Here is a 16794-nt window from a genome sequence, read left to right on the forward strand (position 1 = left end):
AACCGACGGGGCGCGCTCAGGCCGCGGTCGCCTCAGTTGCCCAGCGTGTCGAGCGCCGCCAGCACCTGCTCGGCGTGCTTCTTGGCCTGGACCCGCTTCCAGACCTTGGCGACGTTGCCGTCGCCGTCGACCAGCACGGTGGAGCGGATCACGCCCACCGACTTCTTGCCGTACAGCGTCTTCTCGCCCCACGCGCCCCAGGGCTCCATCACCGTCTTGTCCGGATCGGCCAGCAGGGTGTGGGGCAGGTCGTACTTGCCGCGGAACTTCGCGTGCGACTCGACCGGGTCGGGCGAGATCCCGAGGACCGCGGCGCCGGCGGCCTCGAACTCCGCCCACTGGTCGCGGATGTCGCAGGCCTGGGTGGTGCAGCCGGGCGTGTTGTCACGCGGGTAGAAGTAGACGACGACCGGCTGCCCGCGGAACTGCGACAGCGACACGTCGTTGCCGTCCTGGTCCGGCAGGGTGAAGTCGGGAGCGGGCTGACCGGCTTCGAGCATGACGTTCGACTCCTCGAGGGGTACGGCGGCCCGGTGGCGTGGCGTCGCCCCGGTCGAGTGGCCGACGCTACCGCCGCTACCGTCGCGCGGACGGCCGAGTCGGACAGGAGCGCCGCGTGGACAGCGACATCATCGAGTTCTTCGTCGAGGTCCCGATGGGATCGCGGAACAAGTACGAGTACGACTTCGAGCGCGAGACGTTCGTGCTCGACCGCATGCTGTTCACGGCCGTGCGCTATCCCGGCGACTACGGCTTCATCCCCGAGACGCTGGCCCTCGACGGCGACCACCTCGACGTGGTGTGCATCCTGGGCGAGCCGACCTTCCCCGGCTGCACGATCCCGGCCCGGGTGCTGGGCATGCTGGACATGAGCGACGACAAGGGCCCGGACGAGAAGATCCTGACCGTCGCCGACCACGACCCGCGGTGGCAGGACCTGCGCGAACTCGAGGACGTGCCCACCCACCTGCTGGACGAGATCGCCCACTTCTTCCGGATCTACAAGGACCTCGAGCAGAAGCTGGTCGAGGTCCGGGGCTGGCGCGACCGCAACACGGCCCTCACCACCATCGCCGAGGCACGCGAGCGCTACCCCGGACCGACCCAGATCGCCCGCTACCCGCTCTGAGCGACGCGCTACGTTTCGCTCCGACAGCACGGCGTGGATTCCCACGGGGAGATGGCGGCGATGGCCGGACACGAACTGGACCGCATCCTCGCCGACGACTTCCTCGAGGGCCTCGAGACCTGGTCGACCGACGAGGTGCGCACGGCCCGGGCGACGTGCGAGGCCGAGGAGGAAGCCGTCTCCTACGCGCGCCGCATCACCCAGGGCCGCCTCGACATCCTGCGCGACGAACTCGAACGTCGTGAGGCGGGCGACCGCGAGGCGACCGACGTCCTGGAGCGCCTCGCTGCCGTGCTCGCCGCCGACCGTCCGACCTCGGGTCCCGCCCAGGCGCGATCCACGCGACTGCGCGTTCCCGAGGGTGCCGACGCGTACGCCTCGCAGGTCGACCGCGTCGTCGACGACGGCTTCCTGGCGGACCTGCAGCAGCGGCCGACCGCTGACCTGGCCGCGGCGGTCGACGGTCTGGCGGCGCACGAACAACGGCTGTCGGTCGCGCGGCGCGGCCTGTTCGCACGCATCGACCGTCTCCGGGACGAACTCGCCCGGCGGTACAAGGACGGTTCGGCGGCCGTCACCGACCTCTTCGGCGATGCGTGAGCGGCGCGGCGACGACCACGGCCATGACGATCGGTGAGCCGCTCGCCGAGGTCACCCGTCGTGACGAGGTGTCCGGCGCGGAACTGGTCGAGTCGATCCATCTGGGTCACGCGGTCCTGACGGGATCCGAGGGCGAGGTGCTGGCCGCGGTCGGCGAACCGCGGGCGCAGGTCTACGTGCGTTCGGCCGCGAAGCCGATCCAGGCCCGCGCCTGTCTCGACGTGATCGGTGATGCGGAGATGCCGTCGCCCCCCGAGTTGGCCGTCGCCTGGGCGTCGCATCGCGGCGAGCCGCAGCACATCGAAAGCGTCCGCCTGCTGCTGGCCCGCTCGGGCACCGACCCCGACGAGCTGACGTGCCCGCCGGCGGTCCCGCAGGCCGACGCGGCCGCGGCGCCACAGCGGATCCTGCACAACTGCTCCGGCAAGCATGCGCTGTTCGCGCTCGCCGGACGTCACCAGGGCACGCCGCGCGAGCGTCTGCTGGACCGCGACGGTCCGCTGCAGCGGGTCGTGCTCGACCGCCTGGCGCGACTGCTGGGCCCCTCAGGGGGGGTGGCCATCGACGGCTGCGGTGCGCCGGCGGTCTCCACCGAACTCGTCGGACTGGCGCGGGCGTTCGGGCGCGTCGCGGTCGACGAGGAGTTCCGCAGCATCCGCGAGGCCGGCTTCGCCCATCCCCAGCTGGTCGGGGGCGAGGGCCGGCTCGAGTCCGCGTTGCTCGGTGCCGGCGTGGTCGCGAAGGTCGGCGCCGAGGGCGTCTACGGGGTCGGTTGGGTCGGTCCCGACGGGGGTCCGCGCGGCTTCGCGGTCAAGGCCGTGGACGGCGCGACCCGGGGTGTCGCGGCGCTGACGGTGGCGCTGCTCGAGACGCTCGGCGTCGTCGGCCCCGACGTGTGGTCGCCCCCGCCGCCCCTGGGCGGTGGGGCGCCGGTCGGAACGGTGCGGCCCACCGAGGCGCTCGGACGTCTCGCTGCCGGGGCCCGCTGAGCACCCTGCTACCTTCGAACGGCTGACCGCCTGCGGGCAGCGGGAGGGCGACGGAGTCGTGAGCGACGAGGCGGAGCGCGTGGCATCGACGGCCGAGGAACCCCGGGAGCACAACTCGCCCCTGGAGGAGCTCGGCGGCTACATCCGACACCAGCGCGAGTCCGCCCGGTTGTCGCTGCGCAAGCTCGCGACGTTGGCCGGGGTCTCCAATCCCTACCTGTCGCAGATCGAACGCGGTCTGCGCAAGCCGTCGGCCGAGATCCTGCAGGCCATCGCCAAGGCGCTCGAGATCTCGTCCGAGACGCTCTACGTCAAGGCTGGCATCCTCGAGGAACGCGAGGGCGGCGACGACGTCGAGCAGGTGGTCCAGCGGGACCCGTACCTGACGGATCCGCAGCGCCAGGCGCTGGTGGAGATGTACCGCTCGTTCCGCCGGTTGTCGGAGCTGCAGGCCGAGCCGCGGTCGCGCCGGCGTGGCCTGTTCGACGTGGTCGGAACCGGCGGCGTGGACGACGCCGCGATCCGGGCCGCCCTGCCCTCGGAGGAACCCGAGGACTCGTGACGCCCGCGGTCGTGGCTGCCCGGCCTGGCGCGCGTGCTGCGGGTGTCGTTGCAGCCACTACGATCGCGGGGGTCGGCTGGACCACCTGCATCTCCCGACGGTCGCCGGCTCGTCCTCCTGTCGTCAAGGATCCTGCCGGTGATCGAGCTGCGCACCCATGATGGGCTGCCCCAGGGCACCCTGCTGGCCGAGTGGGAGCAGCTCGTGGCCGACGACCCGGCGGCGACCGTCTTCCAGGGTCCGCGCTACCTGCGTACCTGGCACGACGTCCTCGGCCAGCGCATCACCGCCCGCGTCCGCACGCTGCACCAGGACGGGCGCCTGGTGGGGGTCGTGCCCGAGAGCCACGAACGCATCGGGACCCCGACCGGCCCGGTCGAGGTCCGCAGCTTCCTGGGCGGCAACGAGGTCACCGACTACCTCGGACCGGTCAGCCGCCCCGAGGATCGTGGCGACATCGCACTGGCCTATCTGACCGACCTCGCCAAGGACGTCGACTGGGACGAGTTCGTCGCCGGAGGGCTCGCCGACGACAGCGGCTGGCCGGACGCGATCCGCACCGCCGCCGACGAGGTGGGCCTGCTGCGGTTCGAGGAGGACGTCGAGGACGTGTGCCCACGCGTCGACCTCACCGGCGGCTACGGGGCCTACCTCGACCGACTCCCGGGCAAGTTGCGCCACGAGCTGCAGCGCAAGGCACGCAAGCTCGCCCGCGACGCCGGCGAACTCGAGCTGGTCGAGATCGCTGCTGCTGACGTGCACGGCAACCTCGACGCCTTCCTCGACCTCGCCGCCGAGGCGCAGCCCGACAAGGCCGGTTTCTTCTCGCGCCCGGACATGCACGAGTGGTTCAAGGCGCTGGCCGAGGAGTTCGTGGGCGACGGCACCTTCCGCCTGCATCAGCTCGAGGTCGGCGGAATGCCCGGCGCATCGACGGTGTCGCTGGTGCACGACGGTGAGTGGGGCCTGTACAACTCCGCGTTCGACCCGGCGCTCGGCGCCCTGTCGCCCGGCATCGTGCTGGTGTCCCAGCTGATCCAGGTCGCGGCCGACGAGGGGTGCACGACCTTCGACCTGCTCCGGGGCGACGAGGCCTACAAGTACCGCTTCGGCGCCCAAGACCGCACGTTGCGCCGGTTGACCTACGTGCGGCGATGACGTGAGCGCGTCCGCCGCCGGCCTGCCGATGCCGACACCGAGGGTCACGCCGCCACCGGGTGTGCGGCGGGTCGCCATGCTGAGCGTGCACACCTCGCCGCTGGATCAGCCCGGCACCGGCGACGGTGGCGGCCTCAACGTCACGGTCCGCGAGCAGGCGGTGCGCCTGGCCCGTCGCGGTGTCGAGGTCGACGTCTTCACGCGCTGGTCGGATCCGTCCCTGCCGGCGACCGTCGCGCTCGCCGACGGCGTTCGGGTGCAGCACGTCCAGGCCGGGCGGATCGGACCCCTGGACAAGGACGAGATGGCCAACCAGCTGTGTGCCTTCGTGCTGGCGGTGCAACGGCACCCCTCCGCCGGGGGCCACGACCTGCTGCATGCCCACTACTGGCTGTCGGGCTGGGTCGGCCGCCGGTTGGCCGAGCGTTGGCGCATCCCGCTCGTGCAGACCTTCCACACCTTGGGCGTGCTCAAGAACGCCACCCTCGCCCCCGGTGACCGCCCCGAGCCCGCGCTGCGGCTGGTCGCCGAGGAGCGCGTGGCCCGGGAAGCCGACCGCGTGCTCGTGCTCACCTGCGGTGAGGCGCGGCTGCTGCACCGAACCTACGGACTGTCGGGCTCACGCCTGACCGTCGTACCGGCCGGTGTCGACCTGGACCGTTTCCGCGCACCGGACGTCCCGACCTTCGAACACTTCGAGGAAGCCGGGGCCCGGCCGCCCCAGCTGCTCTTCGTCGGTCGGCTGCAGCCGCTGAAGGGGCCAGACGTCGCGATCCGCACCCTGGCGGAGGTGCGTCGCCGGTTTCCGACCACCAGGCTGCGGATCGTCGGCGGTGCCTCGGGCAGCGGGCAGGGCCGTTCCGGTCCCCACGAGCTGCGTGCGCTCGCGCGCGAGCTGGGTGTCGACGCCGCCGTCGAGATCGAACCGGCCGTCGACCAGGACACGCTCGCGAGCCGCTACCGCGCGGCCGACGTGGTCCTGGCGCCCTCGCGCAGCGAGACCTTCGGGCTGGTCGCCCTCGAGGCCCAGGCCTGTGGCGTCCCGGTCGTCGCCGCGGACGTCGCGGGCCTGGAAGCGGTCGTCGGCGGGGGCGGCACCCTGGTCCCCGGCCACGATCCGGCCGACCATGCCCGTGCCGTGTGTGCCTACCTGGCCGACCCCGACCTGCGCGCCGCCACGGCCACGGCCGGGATCCAGACCGCCCGTTCGGCCTCGTGGGACCAGACCGTCGACCGCCTGTTGACCGTCTACGGTGAGGTGGCGGGCGCCCGGGAGGAGCTCGCCGGCTGACCGCCGCCACACGGAACGGAGGGACCGTGCGACCGGATCGCGACGCTGCCCGCCGCGTGGTGCTCGACACGCTCGCCGCCGCCGAACTCGAGGTCGACGAGGTCGGCGAGGACCGCTGGCTGACGATGCTGTCCGGCGAGTGGAAGCGCACCATCCCGCTGCTGCTCGACCTCGAGGAGCGGAGCCTGCGGGTGACCTCACTCCTGGCCGGGGTGCCCGACGAAGGGCATGCCGAGGTCTACCGCATCCTGCTGCAGAAGAACCAGCGTCCGCTGCCGGTCCATTTCGCCCTCGACGACGAGGGCGACCTGATCCTCACCGGCCGGGTTCCGCTGGCGGCGCTCGACGAACGCGGTGTCGACGAGCTGCTCGGCGCGGTGCTCACCCTCAGCGACGAGACCTTCAACCAGGTCCTGCGGACGGGGTTCGCCGGCTACCTCGACGTCGAGCAGCGCTGGCGGGCGAAGAACGGCATGCCGCCCAATCCCGTCGGGAGGCCGGCCGGCGGCGGGTAGCGCGTAGCCTGTCGGAGCCCACGACAGGAGCGAGGACGCGTTGGACGGCACCCTGGCGATCATCGGCACCGGACGCATCGGCGAAGCGCTGCTGCGTGGCCTGTTGCGCTCGGGGTGGGTGGAGCCGGCCCAGGTCGTGGTCACCGCCCGTCGCGACGAGCGGTGCGCGCAGCTCGCGGCCGAGCACGGGGTCAAGACGACCACCGACAACCGCGCCGCCGTCGAGGCCGCGGACGTGGTCCTGCTTGCGCTCAAGCCGCAGACGATCCTCGGCGTGGTGGCCGAGATCGGGGACGCCTTCCGGGCCGCGCAGACGGTGATCAGCGTGGCCGCTGGGACGCCGACCGCCGCGCTGCAGAACGCGACCCCGGAGGGGATCCCGTTCGTGCGCGTGATGACGAACACGCCGGTCCAGGTCGACGAGGCCATGTCGGTGCTCTGCGCCGGTACCCACGCCGGCGAACGCGACCTCGACGTCGCCGAGGAGATCTTCTCCCACGTCGGCAGCGTGGTGCGCATGGGCGAGGAGCACCTCGACGCCGTCACGGCGCTGTCGGGGTCGGGGCCGGCGTACTTCTTTCTGCTGGCCGAGGCGATGATCGACGCCGGCATCCTGCTCGGTCTGCCGCGCGACGTGTCGAGCGAATTGATCATTCAGACCATGGTCGGCAGCGCGAAGATGTTGCGCGACACCGGCATGCACCCCGTCGAACTCCGGGAGATGGTCACCTCGCCAGGGGGCACGACCATCGCCGCCATCCGGCAGCTCGAGACCTCCCGCGTCCGGGCCGCCTTCCTCGACGCGATCGAGGCCGCCAAGCTGCGCGGCGAACAACTCGCCCGAGGCGAATGACGGCGGGTCCCGGCGGGGCGCTGACCGCTCGGTACATGTGACGCGCCCTACGATGCCGGTGGTAGGTTCGGTCGTCGGGGGTTCACCACCTCGTACGCAAGGTGTCCGGATCCGACCACTGGTCGTGTGGAGGCAGCCGTTTTGAGCGATGCGCTCGTCGTCGTCGATGGCGTGAACAAGTGGTTCGGTGACCTGCACGTGCTGCAGGACATCAACCTGTCCGTCGACCGTCGTGAGGTCGTCGTCGTGATCGGCCCGTCGGGGTCGGGCAAGTCCACCCTGTGTCGGACCATCAACCGGCTCGAGCCGATCGATTCCGGCACGATCCTGATCGACGGCGAGCCGCTGCCGGCCGAGGGCAAGGACCTCGCCCGCCTGCGCGCCGACGTCGGCATGGTGTTCCAGTCGTTCAACCTGTTCGCGCACAAGACCATCCTGCAGAACGTGACGCTGGGCCCGATCAAGGTGCGCGGCAAGTCCAAGCAGGAGGCCGAGACGCGGGCGATGGAGCTGCTCGAACGGGTCGGCATCGCCGAACAGGCCGACAAGATGCCGGCCCAGTTGTCCGGCGGCCAGCAGCAGCGGGTGGCGATCGCCCGCGCGTTGGCCATGGATCCCAAGGTCATGCTCTTCGACGAGCCGACCTCGGCACTCGATCCCGAAATGATCTCCGAGGTGCTCGACGTCATGCTCGAGCTCGCCGAGGAGGGCACGACGATGGTCGTCGTGACCCACGAGATGGGCTTCGCCCGCTCCGCCGCGCAACGCGTGGTGTTCATGGACGGGGGCCGGATCGTGGAGGAGAACACGCCCGAGAAGTTCTTCGGCGATCCGCAGACCGCCCGCGCCCAGGACTTCTTGTCCAAGATCCTCAACCACTGACCGGAGCGGGGCCGCTGGCCACGTTGCGGGGTGCCTGCATCCCGGCACCGAACTCGTAGAACCGAAGGGGAACACATGAAGATGCACACCAAGCGCTGGCGCATCGCGGCCGCGCTCGCCGCCGCCGCACTCGCGGCGACCGCCTGTGGCGACGACAACGGCGGCGACGCCGGTGGCGACACCGGTACCGACGGCGACGGCGAGACCTCTGCACCGGCCGAGCAGCCGGAGTTCGAAGAGGGCTCGACCATGGCCGAGATCCAGGAAGCCGGTGTCCTGCGGGTCGGCATCAAGTACGACCAGCCGCTGTTCGGCGTCAACACTCCCGGCGGTGTCGAGGGCTTCGACGCCGAGATCGCCAAGCTGATCGCCGAGGGCATCTGGGGCGAGGGCGGCGCGGACAACATCGAGTGGTCCGAGGCCGTGTCGGCCGTGCGCGAGCAGGTCCTCCAGGAGGACCAGGTCGACATCGTGGTCGCGACCTACACGATCAACGACGACCGCAAGGAACTCGTCGGCTTCGCCGGTCCCTACTACCACGCCGGCCAGGACATCATGGTCGCCGAGGGCAACCCCGAGGGCATCGGCGGGATCGACGACCTCAACGGCAAGACCGTCTGCTCGGCCGAGGGCTCGACCTCGATCGAGAACCTGCGCGAGATGGCACCGGACGCCGAGATCGTCGCCCTCGACACCTACTCGGCCTGCGCCGAGGAGCTGGCCCAGGGGCGTGTCGACGCCGTGTCGACCGACAACGTCATCCTGCTGGGCCTGATCGAGGAGCGCGGCGAGTTCGAACTCGTCGACAACCCGTTCACCGAGGAGCCCTACGGCATCGGCGTGCAGAAGGAAGCCGACGACTTCCGGATGTGGATCAACGACCGCCTCGAGGAGATCTACGACTCGGGCGAGTGGGCCGAGGCCTGGGAGTCGACCGCCGGCGCGATCGCGTCGACCCCCGAGCCGCCCGAGGTCGACCGCTACGAGCAGTGAGTGACACGTCCGGGGTCGCCGGTGCCGGCGGCCCCGGACGATCGTGACGGTGCGGACGAGGGGAGGTGAACGTGGGATTCGAGATCGCCGGCGAGCCGGTCTACCAGGCCCTGGTCTGGGCAGGCCTGCAGATGACCGTGAGGATCGCCGTCTTCTCGTACCTGCTGGCGTTCCTCATCGGCAACGTGATCGCGGCGATGCGCGTGTCACCGGTGCCGATCCTCCGGCGCATCGGCGCCATCTACACCGTGTACTTCCGCAACACCCCGCTGATCGTGCTCGCCATCCTGTTCTGGGTCGGCGGTGGCCGCGCGGGTTGGCCGTTCGGGCGTGTGACGACGGCGATCGTGGTGCTCGGGATGTACACCGGGGCCTACATCGCCGAGTCGTTGCGGTCGGGCATCAACGCCGTTCCCCCGGGTCAGGCTGAGGCCGCGCGAGCGATCGGCCTGCCGTTCACAGGCGTCGTCGGACGCATCGTGCTGCCACAGGCCATCCGGACCGTCATCCCGCCACTTGGCAACCTCTGGATCGCGAACCTGAAGAACACCTCGGTGTTCCTGGTCATCGGCATCAATGAACTGACGCGCAGCGGCTACCGGATCGGGCTCGACAGCAGCCGCTACGTCGCGGCGCTGAGCATCGTGGGCGTCGTCTACCTGCTCCTCGTCTACGGCTCGGCGCAGGTCATCAAACTGCTCGAACGTCGCCTGGAGATCGCCCGGTGACGGCCGGTCCCGAGAGGAGGACGCGATGAGCGCCACGCTGGTCGAAGAACTCGGCCCGCGCGGACGTCAGCGCGTCCGCATCGCGACGATCGCGTCGCTCATCGTCTTCGCCCTGTTCGTGGCCTGGCTGATCTGGCGACTCGCCGATCAGGGGCAGTTCGAGGGCCGTCTCTGGGCGCAGTTCGTGGACTTCGAGTCCGAGTGGCCCCAGTTCCTCGTCGGTGGCCTGTGGGGCACCTTCCGGGCCGCGGTCGGCGCCATGGTCATCGCTGCCGTGCTGGGGTTGGTGCTCGCCCTGGGTCGACTGTCGCGGACGAAGCCGGTCCGGTTGGGCTGCGGTTTCCTCATCGACGTCCTGCGCGGACCACCGGTCCTGCTGATGATCTTCATCGCCTACTACGCGATTCCGCAGCTGCTGCCCGGCGACCTCGGAAGGACCATCGGGCGCGAGCCGCTCTACGCCCTCGTCTTGGGCCTGTCGCTGTACAACATGGCGGTCCTGGCCGAGATCTACCGCGCGGGCATCCTCTCGCTCGACCGCGGCCAGAGCGAGGCCGCCTATTCGGTGGGCATGACCTACTGGCAGGCGATGGGCACCGTGATCCTGCCGCAGGCCCTTCGCCGCATGGTCCCCGCCATCCTGGCGCAGCTGGCCACGCTCACCAAGGACACCTCGCTCGGCTACATCATCACGGTCAGCGACGACCTCATGGGCCGCGGGCGCTCGTTCGTGCAGGGCAGCCCGATCAACGATCTGCAGACGTGGTTCGTCGTCGGCCTGATCTACTTCGCCCTCATCTGGAGCCTCACGCGACTCGCCCGCCGGCTCGAGACGCAGCAACGCACCAAGCTCGGCGCCTCCCAGATGCAGGTCGCCGGCGGCGAGGCCGATCTCGACGGCCTCGCGATCGACGAGGACGCCGCCGAGGCCCAGGCCTGAGCTGCCGGGCCGTTGCGCCGGGTCGCTATCTCGTGAAGGTGGCGACCGTCTCGACGTGGTGCGTCATCGGGAACAGGTCCAACGGCTGCGCCCCGGCGAGGCGGTAGCCACCGGCGACCAGCATCTTCGCGTCGCGGGCCAGCGCGGCCGGGTCGCAGGCGACGTACACGATCGTCGCCGGTGCCAGCGCGACCAGGTCACGCACGACGTCCTCGCCGGCGCCGTCGCGTGGGGGGTCGAGCACGACGACGTCGGGTGGATCGGTCGGAGCGTCACCGGAACGGGACGTACGCAGGAACCGGTGCACGCCCTCGGCCCGCACCTCGACCGCAAGGCCGGCATCGTCGGCGTTGCGGCTGGCCCACGCGGCGGCCTCCTCGTGGCCCTCGACCGCCACGACCTCGGCTCCGGCGGCCGCCAGCGGCAGCGACAAGAGTCCGACGCCGGCGTACAGGTCCCACACCAACGCGCCTTCGACCCCGCCGGTCGCGGGCTCGGCGACCGCGGCGAGGACCTCGCGCACGAGCGCCGCGGCACCCGCGGTGTTGTTCTGGAAGAAGGCGGTGGCGTCGAACCGGTAGTGGAAGCCGGCGACGCCCTCGGTCAGCACGCCGTCACCGCGCATCGCGACGGTGGTGCCGTCCGGCTGCTCGAGCAGGAGGTCGAAGGTGCCTTCGGGGAGCTCGAGGCCGCCGGGTCCCGGGGCGAGCACCACGGCGCGGGTGTCCCCGTGTGCCCGGACGGTCACCTCGGACGCGCTGGTCGTGCCGATCTCGGTGGCGACCGCCACCACGTCGGCGCTCAGGGCGCGGCATCCGGCGGCCGGCAGCACGTCGTGGCTGCCCGGCAGGAAGAATCCCAGCCGACCGTCCCCGTCGACGTGGAAGCGGGCGCGGTTGCGGTAACCGACCGCCGGACCGACCTCCAGGGCGTCCGCGACCGGTGGGGCGTCCAGTCCACCCAGTCGCTGCAGTTGCTCGCGCACGACGCGCGTCTTCAGCCGGAGTTGGCCGGCCGGCGTGACGTGCTCGAGGTCGCACCCCCCACACCGGTGCCGCTGTGGGTCGTCCTCGGCGGCACGGAGGTCGCTGCCCGTCAGCACCTCGACGAGTTCCGCCCGGGCCCACCGCTTGCGGTCGTCGACGACGCGCAGTGCCACGCGTTCGCCCGGCAGCGCGCCGGGGACGAAGACGGCCTTTCCCTCGATTCGCGCGACGCCCTCGCCGCCGTGCGTGAAGCCGTCGATCGCGGCCTCCTGCACCTCGCGCGAGAGGGGAATGCGCTTCGTACCGGGGGCGCGGCTCATGAGGAGGTCTCGCGATCGCCGTCGGCCAGGTCACCGAGGGCGGCCTCGAGCGCGGCCACGGCGAAGTCGAGGTGCGTGGCGCCGCGTTCGGCGTAGGCGGTCACCTCGTCGATGGAGTCCGCTTCCGCCGCCAGCATCGTCCAGGCGATGGCACGCGTGCCCTCGCCGGGCAGTTCGCGCACCGCGGCCTCGGTGGTGTGCAGGTCACCGCCGCCGGAGGCGACCTCGCCGGCCAGGGCGAGCAGTCCGGCGGGGTCCCGCTGCCAGGCCCCGAGGTCACCCGCGAGCGGATCACGCAGCGCGTCCGCCACGTTGCGCCCGATGGTGCCACCGGCGTCGTTGGCGGCCGTGAGGGCGAGCGTGAAGGCGTCGTCCGCCTCGCCGCTGCCACCGCGCTGCTCGCTGGTGACGCTCGGAAAGACCGGCCGCCCCTCGGCGAGGTCCGCACCCGCGTCGGCGACCAGATGGGCCAGGGCCTCGTCGGCGGCCTGTCGTGCGGGGGCCAACTGCTCGGCACCGGCCGCTTCGACCAGGCGGTCGCGCGCGACTTCGAGCGAGGCCAGCAGGTCACGCGTGGCGTCGATCAGGTCCTCGCGCGCCGGCTCGGGGGTGGCGATCTCGGCGGGAGCCTCGGTCGCCTCGGCCTCCGGCTGGTCGGACAGTCGCGGCTCGGCACAGGCGATCAGACCTGCGGTCAGCAGGAGCAGGGCAGACAGGACGGTGGCACGCATGGGCCTCATCCTCGCGGATCGGGCGGGTCCGGCGCCACCTCGACTGCACGGCCGGCCGGGCGGCCGGCGTCGTCGCGATGCCCCGACACCGCCACCCAGCCGTCGCGCGCGCGTGTGGTCTCGACGACCAGTCCGGCGGCCACGAGTGGTTCCAGGGCGACGTGCTGGCGTTCGACCGTGATGCCGCTGACGATCAGGTTGCGCCGCGCGCCGGTGACGAGCGCTTCGGCGAGGTCGGCGACCACGTCGGTGACCAGGTTCGCCACCACCACGTCCACCCGCCGCTCGAGCGCCTCGACGCTGCCGACCGCGGCGTCGAGCACGACACCGTTGAGGGCGGCGTTGTCGCCGGTCACCTCGACGGCGTCGGGATCGATGTCCACCGCCGTCACCCGCGCGCCCAGCCGCGCGGCGGCGATGGCCAGGACGCCGGTTCCACACCCGATGTCGGCCACCTCGAGGCCCTCCAGCGCGGTGCCGTCGTGACGGTGCGCGGCGAGCTCATCGAGCAGTTCCAGGCACAGCACCGTGGTCGCGTGGTGGCCGGTACCGAACGCCCGTCCGGGGTCGAGCACCAACGTCAGCTCGTCGGGGGCGGGGCGATGATCCTGGGCGAGCCAGGTGGGCACGACGGCGAAGCGGCCAGCGTGCACGGGGCGGATGGTCGCCTTCCAGGCGGCCTGCCAGTCATGGTCGGGCTCCACCGCCCACGACCCTCCGGGGGGCACCGCGTCGGTCGGGGCGTCGAACCAGGCCACGAGCCCGGTCGGTCGCTCCCAGACGCCGTGCGCGCCGGCGGCCCACAGCCGCGCGGCGGCCACCTCGGCCGATCCCGGATCGGTGGGCAGCTCGTAGCGCGCGGTGGCACGGGTGGCGGGTTCGGAGGTCATGGAGAAGGCCTCGCGATCCGGCTTCGGACATGGAGCGGCCCCGTGCGACGGGGGGACACACGGGGCCGCGAATGACCCTTGCGGATCATGTACGGAGTCTACACGTCCACTCGCTTCGCGCCATTAGTTCCCGGCGAAGTCGTCCGAAGGTCCACCAGCTTTGTCCGGTCGGCCAGGACGATCCGGCCCGTCGCGCCCGGGCCGGGCGGCGTCACCCTCGTCGAGAAGGCCCGCAGGGGACGCGTTGGGCCCGAGTTCGAGCAGGTGGTGGTGAAGGACCTCGTACTCCTCGCCGGACGCACTGATCAGCGCCGTCACGATCGCGACGGCCGGTAGGGCGAGCAGCGCACCGGTCGCCCCCGCCAACGCGCCCCCCGCGAGCACCGACATGAAGGCGATGGCGGGGTGCAACTCGAGCGTCGTCGCCGTGATCCGGGGGACGACGAGGTAGTTCTCGATCTGCTGGTAGACCACGATGGCGAGCAGCACCCAGATCGCCTGGCCGGTCGATTCGGCCAGGGCGACCACCAGCGGCAGGAAGCCGGCAAGGTAGGTACCGATGGCCGGGATCAACGACGACACGATGCCGACCCAGATGCCGAGCGCCAGGGCGTAGTCGACCCCGATGGCGGTGAACACGGCGACGTGGAAGATCGCCGAGGCGATGGCCGTCAGCACCCGGCTGTAGACGTAGCCGCCGGTCTTCGCGATCGCCAGCTCCCACAGGCCGAGCACCCGGACCTGGTCGTGGGGCTCCAGGCGGCTCGCCAGCCGTTGCCGCAGCCGGGGACCGTCGGCGACGAGATAGAAGGTGACCAGGGCGATCGTCGCGGTCTGGAACAGCCCACCGAGCAGCGTCTGCCCGACGCCGACGGCGCCGCGCCCGACGACGGCGGCCGAGTCGGCCACCCGCCGCGGGAGCTCGCGCTGCTGCTCGTCGAGCCAGTCGGCCACCGCATTGCCGAGATCCGCGGGCAGGAGTTGCTCGGCGCGCTGCGACAGGTCGCCGAGCAGGGTCGGTCCTGCGGACAGCAGGTTGCGCACCTGGTCCACCACGAGGTTGGCCATCGCGTAGAAGAAGCCGCCCAGCAGCAGGATCAGGCCGAGGAACACGATCCAGGTTCCGAACCCGCGGCGGAGCCCCCTCCGCGCCATCCACTGCACCGCCGGCTCCATCGCGAAGGACAGGAACAGCGACACCACCAGGATGACGATCAGGCTCTGCACGCGGCCGAGGACGGCGGTGACCCCCTGCGCGAGCAGCAGGCCGATGGCCACGCCGAACGCGATCGGCAGCGTGCGTCCCGGCACCCAGCTGCGGGGTCGCCACCCCCACAGGTCGGAGACGGCCTCGGGGGTGCCGTCGTCGGCCGCGGAACCGCCGCGTGGCGTCGTCTCGTCCATTGCGGCCAGCGTAGGCGGTCGGGCCCTCGCCGGGCCGGCAGGAGGACGGGCCGTCTGCCGCCGCCGATAGGCTCCCGCCGTCCTCGACCCCTGGTGTGTGCCCGTGTCCGAAGCCGCGATCGAGGTCCGCGGGTTGCGCAAGCGGTACGGCCGCACGCTGGCCGTCGACGGGCTCGACCTCGAGGTCGCCCGCGGCGAGACGCTGGCGCTGCTCGGGCCCAACGGCGCCGGCAAGACCACAACCATCGAGTGCTGCGAGGGCTTCCGGCGTCCGGACGCCGGCACGGTGCGTGTGCTCGGCCTCGATCCCCACCGCGACGGTGCCCGGCTGCGGTCCCGGATGGGGTTGATGCTGCAGGAGGGCGGGGTCTACCCGATGGCGCGGCCGGCCGAGGTGCTGCGGTTGTTCGCCAACTACTACGCCGACCCGCTCGATCCCGAGGCACTGCTCGAGCGGGTCGGGCTCGGCGACGCGCGACGGACACGCTTCCGCGACCTCTCCGGCGGCCAGAAGCAACGACTCTCGCTGGCGATGGCGGTGATCGGCCGACCCGAGGTCGTGTTCCTCGACGAGCCGACGGCCGGGCTCGACCCCGCCGCCCGCCGCCTCACCTGGGAGCACGTACGCGAACTGCAGCAGCAGGGGGTGGCCGTCGTCCTGACCACCCACCTGCTCGACGAGGCCGAGGAACTGGCGGACCGCGTGGCGATCATCGACCACGGGCGGCTGGTCGCCCTGGGCACCCCCGACGAGCTGACCCACGGCGAGCGGGGGGAGCTGACGTTCTCGGCACGTGAGGGCCTCGACGTGGTCGCGCTCGGTGCCGCCGTCGGCGCCGAGGTCGAGGAGGTACGTCCCGGGCGCTACGTCGTGCACGCGCCCAACGGCCCACGGCTGGTTGCCGCGCTGGCCGGCTGGCTCGCCGACCACGACGTCGTGCTCGGTCACCTGCAGGCGGGCCGGGTCAGCCTCGAGGACGTCTTCCTGCGTCTGACCGAGGGCGCGTCGTGACCGGAGAGCGCAGGACACCGCTCCGACGCGCGGTGCTGGCCCAGGCCAACATGGAGTTGCGCATGGTGATGCGCTCGGGCGAGTCGCTGATCGTCACCCTGGGGATCCCGTTGGGCATCCTCGGGTTCTTCTCCGTGGTCGACGTGCTCCCGACCGGTGACGCCCGTGCGGTCGACTTCCTCGTACCCGGCGCGGTCGCGATCTCCGTCGCGGCGACGGGGTTGGTCGCCGTCGCGATCCAAACCGCCTTCGAGCGCAAGTACGGCGTGCTGAAACGGCTCGGTGGCACCCCGCTCCCACGTTGGGGGTTCCTGCTCGCCAAGGGACTCGCCGTCGCGGCGATCCTCGCGGTCCAGACCCTGCTGGTGGTCGCGCTGGCGACCGGTGTCCTCGGATGGCGGCCGCAGGGTGGCCTGCTGCTGGCGCCCCTGGGGGTGCTCGCCGGCGCGGTCACGTTCACGGGACTCGGCCTGCTCATGGCCGGCACGCTGCGCGCCGAGGCGACGCTGGCGCTGTCGAACGCGCTCTTCCTCGTGCTCATGGTGATCAGCGGCGTGGCCTTCGACGCGGCGGCCCTCCCGGAGGGCCTGGCGGCATTCGGGCGCGCGCTGCCACTCGGGGCCCTCGGCGAGGTACTGCGCAGCGCGTTCGCGGGCGAGGGTCTCGCCGCCGGCGCCTTCGGGGTCGTGGGCGGCTGGGGGGTGGTCGCCATCGGCCTGGCGGCCCGCCGCTTCCGCTGGGAGCCCTGAACGCTTGGCCGGTCGCGCCGGCGGTCACACCCGCAGTCGCGCCGGCGGTCGCGGGGCGGTCG

Annotated in this window: 19 protein-coding genes; 14 read left to right on the top strand and 5 right to left on the bottom strand. The window is 71.8% G+C overall.

The features are described 5' to 3' along the window. Positions 1-32: 32 nt before the first annotated feature. Entirely contained in the window at positions 33-500 is a 468-nt protein-coding gene (bcp, locus tag ACERMF_RS01975; protein WP_373667331.1) for a thioredoxin-dependent thiol peroxidase, read from the bottom strand. 116 nt (positions 501-616) lie between these two features. Between bcp and ACERMF_RS01980 the strand changes: the two genes are divergently transcribed. The 12 genes from ACERMF_RS01980 (at position 617) to ACERMF_RS02035 (ending at position 10640) form a co-directional block, all read left to right on the top strand. After that, positions 617-1129: an inorganic diphosphatase gene (locus ACERMF_RS01980; protein WP_373667332.1), complete on the top strand. Its 513-nt coding sequence runs from the start codon at positions 617-619 to the stop codon at positions 1127-1129. Positions 1130-1162: 33 nt separating this feature from the next. Beyond that, on the top strand, positions 1163-1729 hold the full coding sequence (locus tag ACERMF_RS01985; RefSeq protein ID WP_373667333.1) for an ABC transporter substrate-binding protein: 567 nt from the start codon (positions 1163-1165) through the stop codon (positions 1727-1729). A gap of 23 nt (positions 1730-1752) precedes the next feature. Further along, positions 1753-2718, top strand: coding sequence for an asparaginase (locus ACERMF_RS01990; protein ID WP_373667334.1), 966 nt, complete (start codon positions 1753-1755; stop codon positions 2716-2718). A 58-nt stretch (positions 2719-2776) separates the two neighbouring features. Beyond that, positions 2777-3280, top strand: coding sequence for a helix-turn-helix domain-containing protein (locus ACERMF_RS01995; protein WP_373667335.1), 504 nt, complete (start codon positions 2777-2779; stop codon positions 3278-3280). A gap of 138 nt (positions 3281-3418) precedes the next feature. Continuing rightward, entirely contained in the window at positions 3419-4438 is a 1020-nt protein-coding gene (locus ACERMF_RS02000) for a GNAT family N-acetyltransferase (protein ID WP_373667336.1), read from the top strand. 1 nt (position 4439) lies between these two features. Next, positions 4440-5729, top strand: a complete 1290-nt coding sequence (locus ACERMF_RS02005) for a glycosyltransferase (RefSeq protein ID WP_373667337.1) — start codon at positions 4440-4442, stop codon at positions 5727-5729. A gap of 26 nt (positions 5730-5755) precedes the next feature. Next, positions 5756-6244, top strand: coding sequence for a YbjN domain-containing protein (locus ACERMF_RS02010; protein ID WP_373667338.1), 489 nt, complete (start codon positions 5756-5758; stop codon positions 6242-6244). 40 nt (positions 6245-6284) lie between these two features. After that, the gene (gene proC, locus ACERMF_RS02015; protein WP_373667339.1) at positions 6285-7097 is read left to right on the top strand and encodes a pyrroline-5-carboxylate reductase; all 813 of its coding nucleotides are present in this window, start codon (positions 6285-6287) and stop codon (positions 7095-7097) included. A 141-nt stretch (positions 7098-7238) separates the two neighbouring features. After that, on the top strand, positions 7239-7979 hold the full coding sequence (locus ACERMF_RS02020) for an amino acid ABC transporter ATP-binding protein (protein ID WP_373667340.1): 741 nt from the start codon (positions 7239-7241) through the stop codon (positions 7977-7979). Between the two features lie 75 nt (positions 7980-8054). Then, positions 8055-8972: a glutamate ABC transporter substrate-binding protein gene (locus tag ACERMF_RS02025; protein ID WP_373667341.1), complete on the top strand. Its 918-nt coding sequence runs from the start codon at positions 8055-8057 to the stop codon at positions 8970-8972. A gap of 65 nt (positions 8973-9037) precedes the next feature. Then, positions 9038-9700: an amino acid ABC transporter permease gene (locus tag ACERMF_RS02030; RefSeq protein ID WP_373667342.1), complete on the top strand. Its 663-nt coding sequence runs from the start codon at positions 9038-9040 to the stop codon at positions 9698-9700. A gap of 25 nt (positions 9701-9725) precedes the next feature. Then, positions 9726-10640 (top strand): amino acid ABC transporter permease, encoded by a 915-nt coding sequence (locus ACERMF_RS02035; RefSeq protein ID WP_373667343.1) that lies wholly within the window; start codon positions 9726-9728, stop codon positions 10638-10640. A 25-nt stretch (positions 10641-10665) separates the two neighbouring features. Here ACERMF_RS02035 and ACERMF_RS02040 read toward each other — a convergent pair whose 3' ends face one another. From ACERMF_RS02040 to ACERMF_RS02055, 4 genes are all read right to left on the bottom strand, one after another. After that, positions 10666-11946, bottom strand: coding sequence for a class I SAM-dependent RNA methyltransferase (locus tag ACERMF_RS02040; RefSeq protein ID WP_373667344.1), 1281 nt, complete (start codon positions 11944-11946; stop codon positions 10666-10668). Beyond that, a complete protein-coding gene (locus ACERMF_RS02045; RefSeq protein ID WP_373667345.1) occupies positions 11943-12677 on the bottom strand; it encodes a hypothetical protein in 735 nt (244 codons plus the stop codon). Before ACERMF_RS02045 ends, ACERMF_RS02040 begins: the two co-directional genes overlap by 4 nt. Before the next feature lie 5 nt (positions 12678-12682). Continuing rightward, a complete protein-coding gene (locus ACERMF_RS02050) occupies positions 12683-13567 on the bottom strand; it encodes a 50S ribosomal protein L11 methyltransferase (protein ID WP_373667346.1) in 885 nt (294 codons plus the stop codon). A gap of 123 nt (positions 13568-13690) precedes the next feature. Next, entirely contained in the window at positions 13691-14971 is a 1281-nt protein-coding gene (locus tag ACERMF_RS02055) for an AI-2E family transporter (RefSeq protein ID WP_373667347.1), read from the bottom strand. A gap of 103 nt (positions 14972-15074) precedes the next feature. On the opposite strand from ACERMF_RS02055, the gene ACERMF_RS02060 reads away from it, so the two are divergent. Next, positions 15075-15983, top strand: coding sequence for an ABC transporter ATP-binding protein (locus tag ACERMF_RS02060; RefSeq protein ID WP_373667348.1), 909 nt, complete (start codon positions 15075-15077; stop codon positions 15981-15983). After that, positions 15980-16732, top strand: coding sequence for an ABC transporter permease (locus ACERMF_RS02065; RefSeq protein ID WP_373667349.1), 753 nt, complete (start codon positions 15980-15982; stop codon positions 16730-16732). The genes ACERMF_RS02060 and ACERMF_RS02065 overlap by 4 nt, the downstream gene beginning before the upstream one ends. Positions 16733-16794: the final 62 nt, after the last annotated feature.

The organism is Egicoccus sp. AB-alg6-2, from assembly GCF_041821025.1.
In the GTDB taxonomy this organism is placed as follows: Bacteria; Actinomycetota; Nitriliruptoria; order Nitriliruptorales; family Nitriliruptoraceae; genus Egicoccus.

Bases quoted from the DNA above. Each gene is read 5' to 3' on its own strand.
- bcp (WP_373667331.1), bottom strand. From the start codon at position 500: ATGCTCGAAGCCGGTCAGCCCGCTCCCGACTTCACCCTGCCGGACCAG.
- ACERMF_RS01990 (WP_373667334.1), top strand. From the start codon at position 1,753: ATGACGATCGGTGAGCCGCTCGCCGAGGTCACCCGTCGTGACGAGGTG.
- ACERMF_RS02025 (WP_373667341.1), top strand. From the start codon at position 8,055: ATGAAGATGCACACCAAGCGCTGGCGCATCGCGGCCGCGCTCGCCGCC.
- ACERMF_RS02035 (WP_373667343.1), top strand. From the start codon at position 9,726: ATGAGCGCCACGCTGGTCGAAGAACTCGGCCCGCGCGGACGTCAGCGC.
- ACERMF_RS02040 (WP_373667344.1), bottom strand. From the start codon at position 11,946: ATGAGCCGCGCCCCCGGTACGAAGCGCATTCCCCTCTCGCGCGAGGTG.
- ACERMF_RS02045 (WP_373667345.1), bottom strand. From the start codon at position 12,677: ATGCGTGCCACCGTCCTGTCTGCCCTGCTCCTGCTGACCGCAGGTCTG.
- ACERMF_RS02050 (WP_373667346.1), bottom strand. From the start codon at position 13,567: ATGACCTCCGAACCCGCCACCCGTGCCACCGCGCGCTACGAGCTGCCC.
- ACERMF_RS02055 (WP_373667347.1), bottom strand. From the start codon at position 14,971: ATGGACGAGACGACGCCACGCGGCGGTTCCGCGGCCGACGACGGCACC.